7 protein-coding genes are annotated in these 13,471 nt (G+C 75.0%); 6 read left to right on the top strand and 1 reads right to left on the bottom strand.

The features are described from left to right. The first annotated feature begins 126 nt into the window (after positions 1–126). The 5 genes from ACZ4NB_RS10090 (at position 127) to nudC (ending at position 10,542) form a co-directional block, all read left to right on the top strand. Positions 127–594, top strand: a complete 468-nt coding sequence (locus ACZ4NB_RS10090) for an MGMT family protein (RefSeq protein WP_467659912.1) — start codon at positions 127–129, stop codon at positions 592–594. 215 nt (positions 595–809) lie between these two features. Then, positions 810–4,286 (top strand): ATP-dependent helicase, encoded by a 3,477-nt coding sequence (locus ACZ4NB_RS10085; RefSeq protein ID WP_467659910.1) that lies wholly within the window; start codon positions 810–812, stop codon positions 4,284–4,286. Between the two features lie 90 nt (positions 4,287–4,376). Further along, positions 4,377–8,084: a UvrD-helicase domain-containing protein gene (locus ACZ4NB_RS10080; RefSeq protein ID WP_467659908.1), complete on the top strand. Its 3,708-nt coding sequence runs from the start codon at positions 4,377–4,379 to the stop codon at positions 8,082–8,084. A gap of 10 nt (positions 8,085–8,094) precedes the next feature. After that, positions 8,095–9,495 (top strand): dipeptidase, encoded by a 1,401-nt coding sequence (locus tag ACZ4NB_RS10075; RefSeq protein WP_467659906.1) that lies wholly within the window; start codon positions 8,095–8,097, stop codon positions 9,493–9,495. A gap of 108 nt (positions 9,496–9,603) precedes the next feature. Next, positions 9,604–10,542 (top strand): NAD(+) diphosphatase, encoded by a 939-nt coding sequence (nudC, locus tag ACZ4NB_RS10070; RefSeq protein ID WP_467659904.1) that lies wholly within the window; start codon positions 9,604–9,606, stop codon positions 10,540–10,542. Positions 10,543–10,683: 141 nt separating this feature from the next. Here nudC and ACZ4NB_RS10065 read toward each other — a convergent pair whose 3' ends face one another. Further along, positions 10,684–10,929 carry a mycoredoxin gene (locus ACZ4NB_RS10065; RefSeq protein WP_393489069.1) on the bottom strand — a complete coding sequence of 82 codons (246 nt, stop codon included), beginning with the start codon at positions 10,927–10,929 and terminating at the stop codon, positions 10,684–10,686. Between the two features lie 238 nt (positions 10,930–11,167). Between ACZ4NB_RS10065 and ACZ4NB_RS10060 the strand changes: the two genes are divergently transcribed. After that, the gene (locus tag ACZ4NB_RS10060; protein ID WP_467659902.1) at positions 11,168–13,396 is read left to right on the top strand and encodes an ATP-dependent DNA helicase UvrD2; all 2,229 of its coding nucleotides are present in this window, start codon (positions 11,168–11,170) and stop codon (positions 13,394–13,396) included. Positions 13,397–13,471 lie beyond the last annotated feature (75 nt).

Below are 13,471 nucleotides of genomic sequence, written 5' to 3'. Positions count from 1 at the left end.
TGCCGTCCGGGAGCGGGTGTCACCCCGCCCGTGCCGCGGCGGGCGGCACCGTGCCGCCGGCCTCCAGGGTGGTGCGGGACCGTGTGTCCGGTCCCATTGTCGGCGCCGTGCGGCAGGATGGACCGAATGAGTGGGACCGGAGATGGGGTGGCGGGTGAGCTGCCCGAGTACGCGGAGCGGGTCCTGGCCGTCGCCGAGCTGATCCCGGCGGGCCGGGTGATGACGTACGGCGATGTCGCGGAGTGGCTCCATGAAGAGGAGCAGCCCGAGGAGCTTCCGGGGGAGGGGGGTGGTGGGCGACATGAAGAGGGGCAGCCCGACGGGCTTCCGGGGAAGGGTGGTGGTGGGCGACGGGTGGGAGGACCGCGGCAGGTCGGCAGGGTGATGGCGCTCTACGGCGGCGCGGTGCCCTGGTGGCGCGTCGTGCGCGCGGACGGCCGACTGCTGCCCGGCAGCGAACTGCGCGCGCTCGCGCACTACCGGGACGAGGCCACGCCGCTGCGCGAGGCCCCCGGGTCCGCCGACGACCACATACCGAGGCTCGACCTCCGGCGCGCCCGGTGGGACGGGCGGGACGGCGCCGGGGAACCGTAGCCCCGGCGGCAGCGGGCGCCGGGCCGGGGGACGGACTTCGGTCCGCCCGGCTCCTGGCGTAGCGTCGGGCACTGCCGCCACGGCACGGGCCGCCCCCGCCGCCCCGCCGTACGGCACCGGGCCGGACCGGCCGAACGGCCGGCTCCCCGCACCGCGGCGCGCCCCGCACCGCATCCGCACCACGACCAGCACCCTCCTCAGGACCGGCGATCCACGTGAGTTCCTCCTTCTCGGCCGTTCCGCCGACGCAGCCCTACCGGGCGCAGCGGCGGGACGCCTCCGGCGCGTACCGACTGGTGCGTACGCCTCCGGGGCGGGTGGATCCTCCTGCCTTGGACGCAGACCAGCGCGCTGTGGTTGACCACCGCCAAGGGCCGCTGCTGGTGCTGGCCGGGCCGGGCACCGGCAAGACCACGACGCTGGTGGAGTCGGTGGTGCGCCGGGTGCGGGCCGGCGGCGACCCCGAGCGCATCCTCGTCCTGACCTTCAGCCGCAAGGCCGCGGTGGCGCTCCGCGACCGGCTCGCGGCGCGGCTGTGCGATCTGGAGGGGCAGCCCGACGGGCTTCCGGGGAAGGGCGGTGGTGGGCGACGGGCGGGCATCCCGCAGGCCACGACCTTCCATTCGTTCTGCTACGCCCTGGTCCGCGCCCATCAGGACGCCGACCTGTTCGCCGACCCCCTGCGGCTGCTGTCCGGACCCGAGCAGGACCTGGTCGTCCGCGAGCTGCTCGAAGGGCAGGCGGAGCTGGCCGGCGCCGGCCGCGGCCGGATCGGCTGGCCGGACGAGCTGCGGGCCTGCCTGACCACCCGCGGCTTCGCCGACGAGGTCCGCGCGGTGCTCGCCCGCAGCCGCGAACTGGGCCTGGGCCCGGACGCCCTGGGCGACTTCGCCCGGCGCACGGGACGCCCCGACTGGAGCGCCGCGGCGGACTTCCTCGCCGAGTACCTCGACGTCCTGGACGGCCAGGGCGTCCTGGACTACGCCGAGCTGGTGCACCGCGCGGTCCTGCTCGCCGGGCGCACCGACGTCGCGGCCGAGCTGGCCGCCGCCTACGACGCCGTGTACGTCGACGAGTACCAGGACACCGACGTGGCCCAGGTACGGCTGCTGCGGGCGCTCGCCGGCAACCACGGAGCGGCCGGGCGGCCGGGCTCCCCGGGCCGCACGCTGATCGCCTTCGGCGACCCCGACCAGTCGATCTACGCCTTCCGGGGCGCGGACGTCAACGGCATCCTCGACTTCCCCGAGTCCTTCCGCCGCGGCGACGGCACCCCCGCCCCGGTGGCGGTCCTGGGCACCTCCCGGCGTTCGGGCGCCGGGCTGCTCGCGGCCACCCGGTCGCTGACCCGCCGGATGCCGCTCACCCGCCTCCCGGCCCGGCAGGTACGCGCCCACCGCGAGCCGGCCGCCGTGCGCGACGGCGGCCGGGTGGAGGTGTTCACGTACCCGACGCCCGGCGCCGAGCTGGACAACGTCGCCGACATCCTGCGCCGCGCCCACCTGGAGGACGGCGTGCCCTGGGGCGAGATGGCCGTCCTCGTACGCGCCGGAGGGCGCTCGATCCCCGCCGTGCGCCGTGCGCTCACCTCCGCCGGGGTGCCGCTCGACATCGACGGCGACGATCTGCCGCTGCGCCACGAACCGGCCGTCGCCCCGCTGCTGACGGCGCTGCGGGCGGCGGCGCGGGCGGCCCTGGGGACCGTCACCGGGGGGTCCGGCGCCACCGGGGACGGGGTCGCCGCGGCCGCCGAAGAGGCCGCCGCCCCCCGCTGGCTCGACGCCGAAACCGCCCTCGACCTGCTGACCTCCCCGCTCGGCGGGATGGACGCCACCGACCTGCGCCGCCTGGGCCGCGCCCTGCGCGAGGAGGAGCGCGCCGCCGGGCAGCCGCTGCCGCGCCCCTCCGACGAGCTGATCGCCCGGGCGCTCGCCGAACCCGAGCGCCTGGTGGCCCACGACCCCGCGTACGCCCGTGGCGCCCAGCGGCTCGGCCTGCTGCTGCGCAAGGCCGTCGAGCTGCTCGTCGGCGGCGGCACCGCGGAGCAGGCGCTGTGGGAGCTGTGGGACGGCACCCCCTGGCCGCAGCGCCTGGAGCGGGCCGCCCTGCGCGGCGGCGCCGCCGGGCGCAACGCCGACCGGGACCTCGACGCGGTGGTCGCCCTCTTCGAGACCGCGGCCCGCGCCGAGGAGCGCACCGGCGGCCGCGGCGCCCTGAACTTCCTGGAGGAGCTCGACGCCCAGGACTTCGCCGCCGACACCCTCACCCGCCGCACGGTGCGGCCCGACGCGGTACGGCTGATGACCGCACACCGGTCCAAGGGCCTGGAGTGGCGGCTCGTCGTCGTCGCCGGCGTCCAGGAAGGGCTCTGGCCGGACCTGCGCCGCCGCGGCTCGCTCCTGGAGGCCGACCGGATCGGCCGCGACGGCCTCGCCGAGCCGCTCACCCCGGGCGCGCTGCTCGCCGAGGAACGCCGGCTGTTCTACGTGGCCGCCACCCGGGCCCGCGAGCGCCTGGTGGTGACCGCCGTGAAGGCCGCCGCCGACGACGGCGACCAGCCCTCCCGGTTCCTCACCGAGCTGGGCGTCACCCCCCAGGACGTCACCGGCCGGCCGCGCCGCCCCCTGGCCGTCGCCGCGCTCGTCGCCGAGCTGCGCGCCACCACCGTCGATCCCGCCGCCGGCCCCGCGCTGCGCGAGGCGGCCGCCGAGCGCCTCGCCAAGCTGGCCGCTCTGCACGACGACGACCACCGGCCCCTGGTGCCGGCCGCCCACCCCGACAACTGGTGGGGCCTTGCCGAGCCGACCCGCGCCGCCGTGCCGCTGCGCGACCGCGACCGGCCCGTGGTGCTGTCCGGCAGCGCCCTCGACCAGCTCGCCAACACCTGCTCCCTGCAGTGGTTCCTGGGCCGCGAGGTCAAGGCGGACGCCCCCGCCACCGCCGCCCAGGGCTTCGGCAACGTCGTGCATGTGCTCGCCGACGAGGTCGCCTCCGGCCGCACGCCCGCCGACCTGGGAGTCCTGATGGAGCGGCTGGACTCCGTATGGGACGCGCTGGCCTTCGACGCCCCCTGGAAGTCCCGCCAGGAGAAGGACAACGCCCGCGCCGCCCTGGAGCGGTTCCTGCGCTGGCACGTCATGGAGCGCGAGACCCGCGGCCGCGACACCGTCGCCACCGAGCACGGCTTCGACGTCGCCCTGCGGGCCGGCGCCTACGAGGTCCGCATCCGCGGCAGCATGGACCACGTCTCCAGGGACGCGCAGGGCAGGGCGTACGTCGTCGACTTCAAGACCGGCAAGCAGAAGCCGACCGGGCCGGAGGTCGCCCGCCACCCCCAGCTCGCCGTCTACCAGCTCGCGGTGCGGGAGGGCGCCGTCGACGAGGTCTTCGACGGGCGCACCCCCGAGGCGGGCGGCGCCGAGCTGGTGCACTTGCGCCTCGGCGCGCCCCGGAAGGAGGGCGGCGAGGCGCTGCCGGCCGTACAGGCGCAGCCGCCGCTGGACGGCGGCGCCGCGCACGGCGAGAGCGGCGGGAACGGCGAGAGCGGCGAGTGGGTCGGCGAGCTGCTCGCCACCGCGGCCGGGCGGGTGCTGGAGGAGCGGTTCACGCCCACGACCGGGACGCACTGCGCCCACTGCACCTTCCGCGCCTCGTGCAGCGCGCAGCCGGAGGGCCGGCACGTGGTGGAGTGAGCCGGCCGCGGCCGCCGGGGAGCGGGCTGTGACCTGCGCGGACGCCACCGCCGGCGGCGATTGTCAGTGCCGCCCGTTACGGTTTTCGCTGTGTCAGCCCGCATCACCGACCCCGAGCAGCTCAAGGAGCTGCTGGGCATCCCGTTCACACCGGAGCAGACGGCGTGCATCACCGCCCCGCCCGCCCCGCAGGTCATCGTGGCCGGAGCCGGTTCCGGAAAGACCACGGTCATGGCCGCGCGGGTGGTGTGGCTGGTCGGCACCGGCCAGGTCGCTCCCGAGCAGGTCCTCGGGCTGACGTTCACGAACAAGGCGGCCGGTGAGCTCGCCGAGCGGGTGCGGGCCGCGCTGCTGGCCGCCGGCGTCACCGACCCCGACGCCCTCCCGCAGGACGGCGGCGCCCCCGCCGACCAGCCCCCCGGAGAGCCTCGGATCTCCACGTACCACGCCTTCGCCGGCCAGCTGCTGACCGACCACGGCCTGCGCATCGGCCTGGAGCCCAGCGCCCGGCTGCTCGCCGACGCCACCCGCTTCCAGCTCGCCGCGCGCACCCTGCGCGCCGCCCCCGGCCCCTATCCGTCCCTCACGACCTCGCTGCCCTCCCTCGTGGAGGACCTCCTCGCCCTGGACGCCGAGCTCGCCGAGCACCTCGTCGACCCGGCCCGCCTGCGCGCGTACGACACCGCCCTCCTGGCCGCCCTCGACGGGGCCAGGCTCAGCAACGCCGACCTGCGCAAGGTCCCCGAGACCGCCCGCGGCCGCCTGGAGCTGCTCGACCTCGTCGCCGCCTACCGCAGCGAGAAGCGCCGCCGCGATCTGCTCGACTTCGGCGACCAGATCGCCTCGTCGGCGACCCTCGCCACGACCCGCCCCGAGGTGGGCCGGATCCTGCGCGACGCCTTCCGGGTCGTCCTGCTCGACGAATACCAGGACACCTCCGTCGCCCAACGGCTGCTGCTGTCCGGCCTGTTCGGCTCCGGCACCGGCCATGCGGTGACCGCCGTCGGCGACCCCTGCCAGGCCATCTACGGCTGGCGCGGTGCCTCCGTCGCCAACCTGGACGACTTCCCCGAGCACTTCCCCTTCGAGGACGGCACGCCCGCCCGCCGGTACGCCCTGAGCGAGAACCGCCGCAGCGGCGGCCGCCTCCTCGCGCTCGCCAACGGCCTCGCCGCGCCCCTGCGCGGGATGCACGAGGGCGTCGAGGCGCTGCGCCCCGCCCCCGGGGCCGAGCGCGACGGCGTCGTGCGCTGCGCCCTGCTGCCCACCCACGCCGAGGAGCTGGGGTGGCTCGCCGACTCCCTCGCCCATCTCGTCCGCACCGGCACCCCGCCCGGCGAGATCGCCGTACTGTGCCGGACCGCCGCCGACTTCGCCCGCATCCAGGGCGAACTGGTCGCCCGGGACATCCCCGTGGAGGTCGTCGGCCTCTCCGGGCTGCTGCATCTGCCCGAGGTCGCCGACCTCGTCGCCGTCTGCGAGGTCCTCCAGGACCCCACCGCCAACGCCGCCCTGGTCCGGCTGCTGACCGGCCCGCGCTGGCGGATCGGCCCCCGCGACCTGGCCCTGCTCGGCCGCCGCGCCCGCGCGCTCGTCCACCACGGCGGTCCGTCCGACGATCCCGCACAGCGCCTCGCCGAGGCCGTCGAGGGCGTCGACCCGGCCGAGACCGTCTCGCTCGCCGACGCCCTCGACACGTTCCTGGAGGCCGACGGGCCGGACGACGGCCTCCCGTTCTCCGCCGAGGCGCGGGTGCGCTTCGCCTACCTCGCCACCGAGCTGCGCGACCTGCGGCGCTCCCTGGGCGATCCGCTCATGGACGTCCTCCATCGGATCCTCGCCGTCACCGGCCTGGAGGTCGAGCTCTCCGCGTCGCCGCACGCCCTCGCCGCCCGCCGCCGCGAGACGCTCGGGGCGTTCCTCGACATCGCCGCGGGCTTCGCCGCCAAGCAGGGGGGCGAATCCCTCGACGGCGACGCCTCCCTCCTGGCCTTCCTCGGCTTCCTGCGCACCGCCGTCCAGTACGAGAAGGGCCTGGACAGCTCCCTCCCCGGAGGCGACAACACCGTCAAGGTGCTCACCGCCCACAAGTCCAAGGGCCTGGAGTGGGACGTGGTCGCCGTCCCCGGCCTGGTGGCCAAGCAGTTCCCCAGCGAACAGGCCCGCGAGTCCTGGACCGCCCGCGCCAAGGTCCTGCCGCACGCCCTGCGCGGCGACGCCGCCACCCTCCCGGACGTCGAGGAGTGGGACGCCCGCGGCCTGAAGGACTTCAAAGAGGCGATGAAGCACCACCAGGAGACCGAGGAACTCCGCCTCGGCTATGTCACCTTCACCCGCCCCCGCTCCCTGCTGCTCGGCTCCGGCCACTGGTGGGGCCCCCATCAGAAGCGCCCCCGCGGTCCGTCGGCGTTCCTGGAGGCGCTGCGCGAGCACTGCGAGGCGGGGCACGGCGAGATCGAGTTCTGGGCCGAGCCCCCCGAGGACGGTGCCGAGAACCCCGCCCTCGCCGAGGCCGCCGCGGAACAGGCATGGCCGCTGCCCCTCGACCCCACCGCCATGGCCCGCCGCCGCGAGGCCGCGGCCAGGGTGCGCGCCCATCTGGCGCGCCGTGCCGGCCCGTCGGCACCCGCCCCCGCTTCCGCGCCCGCACCGCTCGCCGCGCACGACCCGGAGTGGCCGCCGCCCCCGGCTCACGACGTGGCGGAGGAGAGCGGCGACCCGTACGACGAGCTGCCCGAGCCCGACCCGTTCGACGAGCTCCCGCCGTACGACGAGGCTCCCGAAGCCGACCCGTTCGACGCCGACCCGTATGACGAGCCCCTCGACACCGACCCGTCCGGCGGGCCCCTCGAAGCGGACCCGTTCGACGGGGCTCCGCCGTTCGGCGCCCCCGGCGCCGATGCCGCCCCGCCCCGCCCCCGCATCGTCGCCCAACGCTCCGCCGAGCCCGATCGCACCGAGCCGCCCGGCCGCGCCGAACCGGATCCCGACGAGCCCGCCCGCACCGAACCCGCCCCCGTCGGACCCGGCGTCCCCGCCCCCGGCGGCGGCGGTGCGTCGCCGCACACCCTCCTCCCCGAGGAGCGCCGCATCCTCGGCTCCTGGGACCGCGATCTGGACGCGCTCGCCGCCGAGCTGCGCCGCTCGCGCGCGACCGTCCGCGAGGTGCCGCTGCCCGCCGCGCTCAGCGCCACCCAGCTGCTCCGCCTCGCCGCCGACCCGGACGGCTTCGCCCGGGAGCTGGCCCGTCCCATGCCGCGCCCGCCCCAGCCCGGCGCCCGCCGCGGTACCCGCTTCCACGCCTGGGTCGAGTCCCGTTTCGAGGAGCTGACCCTCCCGCTGCTCGGCCCCGACGAACTCCCCGGTGCCGAGGAGGGCGAGGAAGCCCCGATCGCCGACGAACGGGACCTGGAAGCCCTGAAGGAGGCATTCGCCCGCACCCCGTACGCCCACCGCACGCCGTTCCGCATCGAGGCCCCCTTCCAGCTGATGCTCGCCGGACGGGTGATCCGCGGCCGCATCGACGCCGTCTACAAGGAGCGCGGCCCCGACGGCGACCGCTTCGAGATCATCGACTGGAAGACCGGCCGCGACCGGACCGCAGACCCCCTCCAGCTGGCCGTCTACCGCCTCGCCTGGGCCGAGCGCTACGGCCTGCCCCCGTCCGCCGTCGGCGCCGCCTTCCTCTACGTCCGCAGCGGCGAGCTGGTCAGACCCGCCCGTCTGCCCGGCCGGGCCGGTCTCGAACGGATCCTGCTCGGTGAGACCGCCGACCGGCCTCCCCCGGAAGGCCGATAGGCTCGGCCGTATGAGCACAACCCCGGACAACGCCGTCCGCGCGTACCTCACCGACCACCGCGAAGCCTTCCTCGACGACCTCGCCGACTGGCTGCGGATCCCTTCGGTGTCCGCCGACCCGGAGCGCGCCGGCGATGTGCGGCGCAGCGCCGAATGGCTCGCCGCGAAGCTCACCGACACCGGCTTCCCGACCACCGAGATCTGGGAGACCGACGGCCTGCCCGCGGTCTTCGCCGAGTGGCCCTCCGGCGACCCCGCGGCGCCGACCGTGCTCGTCTACGGCCACCACGACGTCCAGCCCGCCGCCCGCGAGGACGGCTGGCACACCGACCCCTTTTCACCGCAGACCATCGACGGCAGGCTCTACGCCCGCGGCGCCGCCGACGACAAGGGCCAGGTGTTCTTCCACACCCTGGGCGTGCGCGCGCATCTGGCCGCGACCGGCCGCACCGCCCCCGCCGTCAACCTCAAGTTGCTGATCGAGGGGGAGGAGGAGTCCGGCTCCCCGAACTTCCCGGCCCTGATCGACAAGCAGGCCGACCGCCTCGCCTGCGACGCGGTGATCGTCTCCGACACCGGCATGTGGTCCCGGGACACCCCCACGGTCTGCACCGGCATGCGCGGACTGACGGACTGCCAGATCGATCTCCACGGCCCGGACCAGGACATCCACTCCGGCTCGTTCGGCGGCGCGGTGCCCAACCCCGCCACCGAGGCCGCCCGGCTGGCCGCCGCGCTGCACGACGACGACCGCCGCGTCGCCGTGCCCGGCTTCTACGACGGTGTGATCGAGCTCACCGACCGCGAGCGCGAGCTCTTCGCCGAGCTGCCCTTCGACGAGGCGGAGTGGCTGCGCACCGCGCACTCCCACGCCGCGCTCGGCGAGGCCGGCAGTACGACCCTGGAGCGCATCTGGGCCCGCCCCACCGCCGAGGTCAACGGCATCGGCGGCGGCTATCAGGGCCCCGGCGGCAAGACCATCGTCCCGTCCTCCGCGCAGCTGAAGCTCTCCTTCCGGCTGGTCGCGGGGCAGGACGCCGCCGCCGTCCAGCAGTCCGTGCGCGACTGGGTCGCCGACCGGCTGCCGCCCGGCATCCGCCACGAGATCACCTTCTGGGGGGCCACCCGCCCCTGCCTGACCCCACTCGACCACCCCGCGCTCCAGTCCGTCGTCCGGGCCATGGGACGCGCCTTCGAGCAGAAGATCCGCTTCACCCGTGAGGGCGGCTCGGGGCCTGCCGCCGACCTCCAGGACGTCCTGGGTGTCCCGGTCCTCTTCCTCGGCATCTCCGTCCCCTCCGACGGCTGGCACGCGCCGAACGAGAAGGTCGAGCTCGATCTGCTGATGAAGGGCGTCGAGACCGCCGCCCACCTGTGGGGGGACCTGGCGGAGAACTGGCGCACGGCCTGACCGCGCCGGCCCCGTAGCCTGGAGGGCACGGGAGGCACCCCCATCGCCGCACCGCTCCGCGACCGTATGCAGCAACCACCCACGCCATAGGGGGAGTTGGAAACAGTAGTGACCACCACCTGGACCGATCAGACCACCGCCCGGCCGATCACCTTCAGCGCGCCGAGCGGAATCGACCGCTCCGCCCACCACCGCCTGGACGAGGCATGGCTGGCGGCGGCCTGGAGCCACCCGACGACCCGTGTCTTCGTGGTGTCCGGAGGCCAGGCGCTGATCGACGACACCCCCGACGGCCGCACCGAACTGATCATGACGCCGTCCTTCGAGGCGCCGCTGACCGAGGCGCACCGCTACTACCTCGGCACCGACGACGACGGGGTCAGCTACTTCGCCCTCCAGAAGGACGCGCTGCCCGGCCGCATGGACCAGTCCGCGCGCCCGGCGGGCCTGCGCGAGGCCGGGCTGCTGCTGTCCCCGCGGGACGCCGGTCTGCTCGTCCACGCCGTCGCCCTGGAGAACTGGCAGCGTCTGCACCGCTTCTGCTCGCGCTGCGGCGAGCGCACCGTCATCGCGGCCGCCGGCCACATCCGCCGCTGCCCGGCCTGCGGTGCCGAGCACTACCCGCGCACCGATCCGGCCGTGATCATGCTCGTCACCGACGAGGAGGACCGCGCGCTCCTGGGGCGCCAGGTGCACTGGCCCGAGGGGCGTTTCTCCACCCTCGCCGGCTTCGTCGAGCCGGGCGAGTCCATCGAGCAGTCCGTGGCCCGCGAGGTCTTCGAGGAGGCGGGCGTCGTCATCGGCGACGTCGAGTACGTCGCCAGCCAGCCCTGGCCCTTCCCCTCCAGCCTGATGCTGGGCTTCATGGCCCGCGCCACGTCCTGCGAGATCCAGGTCGACGGCGAGGAGATCGAGGAGGCCCGCTGGTTCTCCCGCGAGGACCTGCGCGCCGCCTTCGAGTCCGGCGAGGTCCTCCCGCCGTACGGCATCTCCATCGCCGCCCGCCTGATCGAGCTCTGGTACGGCAAGCCGCTGCCGAAGCCGTGAGCACAGGCCGCCGGCCGGCTCCCTCACCGGGACCGGCCGGCGGCCCTGTGCGCGAACTCACACCGAGCCGGCCGCGCTCATGCCGACGGCGCCCCGGTTCGTGTCCTTACGCGGTGCGTCCGGACCTGCCGCGCTCGGCCCTCAGGCCGCGCCCACCTTCTGCTTGACCTGCGCCAGGGACGGGTTGGTCAGCGTCGAACCATCGGCGAAGAGCACGGTCGGCACCGTCTGGTTGCCGCCGTTGGCCTTCTCCACGAACGCCGCGGACTCCGGGTCCTGCTCGATGTTGATCTCGGTGTACGCGATTCCCTCACGGTCCATCTGGCTCTTCAGCCGACGGCAGTAACCGCACCAGGTCGTGCTGTACATCGTCACAGTGCCCGCCATGTGCCCCGCGCTCCTTCGTAAGTCGTGATCCATACCGCCCACTCGGCGCGGCCAAGGAGCACAACGCACATCGGGCCCCGGCAATTCCCGTCCTCGCGGAACCGCCGACGCAGCCAGTCTCCGGCATACCGCCGGCGCGCGTCGCCGGCCGTCCACAGCGGCCGCGTCCGGTACGACCGCGCCCCGCGGCTGTGGACAGGCGTCCCGGGCGCCTCAGCGGACCTGGCAGCATGGCGGGGTGACAGCAGCAACGGACTCCTCTCTCTTCCCGCCGGTGCCTGATTCGGCCGACGGGGTGCTCGACGGGCTCGACCCCGAGCAGCGCGAGGTCGCGACGGCTCTGCACGGTCCGGTGTGTGTGCTGGCCGGTGCCGGCACGGGCAAGACGCGGGCGATCACCCATCGGATCGCGTACGGCGTGCGGGCCGGGATCCTGCAGCCCGCGAGTGTGCTCGCGGTCACGTTCACGGCCCGCGCGGCCGGCGAGATGCGCGGCCGGCTGCGCCAGCTCGGCGCCGGCGGGGTCCAGGCCCGGACGTTCCACTCCGCGGCCCTGCGGCAGCTGCAGTTCTTCTGGCCGAAGGCGGTCGGGGGTGAGGTCCCGCGGCTGCTGGAGCGCAAGGTCCAGCTCGTGTCCGAGGCGGCCGCCCGCTGCCGCGTCCGGCTCGACCGCAACGAGCTGCGCGATGTCACCGCCGAGATCGAATGGTCCAAGGTCACCCAGACCGTGCCGGCCGACTACCCGGCCGCGGTCGCCAAGGCCGCCCGCGAGGCCCCTCGCGACCCGGCCGAGATCGGGCAGATCTACGGCACGTACGAACAGCTCAAGCGCGACCGGGGCGCCATCGACTTCGAGGACGTGCTGCTGCTCACCGTCGGCGTGCTGCAGGACCGGCATGACATCGCCGAACAGGTCCGTGCCCAGTACCAGCACTTCGTCGTCGACGAGTACCAGGACGTCAGCCCGCTCCAGCAGCGGCTGCTGGAGCTGTGGCTGGGGGACCGCGACAGCCTCTGCGTGGTCGGCGACGCCAGCCAGACGATCTACAGCTTCACCGGCGCCACCCCCGACCACCTCCTCAACTTCCGCACCCGCCATCCGAACGCCACGGTCGTCAAGCTCGTCCGCGACTACCGCTCCAGCCCGCAGGTCGTGCACCTCGCCAACGGCCTGCTCTCCCAGGCCAAGGGGCGCGCCGCCGAGCACCGCCTGGAGCTGGTCTCGCAGCGCGCGGCCGGACCCGAGCCGGTGTACACGGAGTACGCCGACGAGCCCGCCGAGGCGGAGGGCACCGCCCGCCGCATCCGGGACCTGATCGCCTCCGGCGTCCCGGCCAGCGAGATAGCGGTGCTCTTCCGCGTCAACGCCCAGTCCGAGGTCTACGAGCAGGCGCTGGCCGATGCCGGAGTGCCGTATCAGCTGCGGGGCGCGGAGCGGTTCTTCGAACGGCCCGAGGTGCGCGAGGCCGGCATCAAGCTGCGCGGCGCCGCCCGCTTCGGTGCCAACGACACGCTGCTGGACGGCGCGGTGGATCTGCCGTCCGAGGTACGGGCGGTGCTCAGCGACATGGGCTGGACCGGCGAGCCGCCGGCCGGCTCGGGGGCGGCGCGGGACCGCTGGGAGTCCCTGGCGGCCCTCGTCCGGCTCGCCGAGGACTTCGCCGGGGCCCGGCCCGGGGCCACGCTCGCCGACCTGGTCGCCGAGCTGGACGAGCGGGCCAACGCCCAGCACGCCCCGACGGTGGAAGGTGTGACACTCGCCTCCCTGCACGCCGCCAAGGGCCTGGAGTGGGACGCCGTGTTCCTTGTGGGCCTTACCGACGGCATGATGCCGATCACATACGCCAGGACCGATGAGCAGATCGAGGAGGAGCGCCGGCTGCTGTACGTCGGCGTGACCCGCGCCCGTCAGCATCTGGGGCTGTCCTGGTCGCTGGCGCGCTCTCCCGGCGGGCGGGCCTCGCGCAGCGCCAGCCGCTTCCTGCGGGGCCTGCGCCCGGGTTCCGGGGCGGTCGCGGGGCGCCGCAGACCCGGCGCGGCCACGGGCGGCGTGGAGCGCGGCGACGGGGCGGCCGCGGTGGCCAAGCGCCCCGCGCACCGCCGCCCGGCCCGCTGCCGGGTCTGCAACAGAACGCTGACGGACGCCGGCGAGATGAAGCTGATGCGGTGTGAGGACTGCCCCTCGGAGCTCGACGAGGCGCTGTACGAGCGGCTGTGCGAGTGGCGGGCCGAGCAGGCCGCTCGCTCGCGGCAGCCCGCCTACTGCGTCTTCACCGACAAGACCCTGATGGCGATCGCGGAGGCCGTTCCGGGAACCGAATCGGAGCTTGCGGTCATCTCAGGGGTGGGGCGGCGCAAGTTCGACCGCTACGGCAGCGATGTGCTGGCTATCTGCGCCGGCGAGGAGCTGATGGGAGCCTTGGGAGACCCGTCCGAAGGACCCGCGGAAAACTCGTCGGAAAAATAGTTTGCGCACGCGGAGCGCATCCCCATAGCCTTCGGGAGCAACGGAGACAACGGAAACTTTCCGAGATCCGATGGA

The sequence above is a fragment of the Streptomyces sp. NPDC026575 genome (assembly GCF_055567415.1).
Note: the sequence above shows the minus strand (reverse complement) of the source record. Positions and strands in the feature narration are given on the sequence as shown.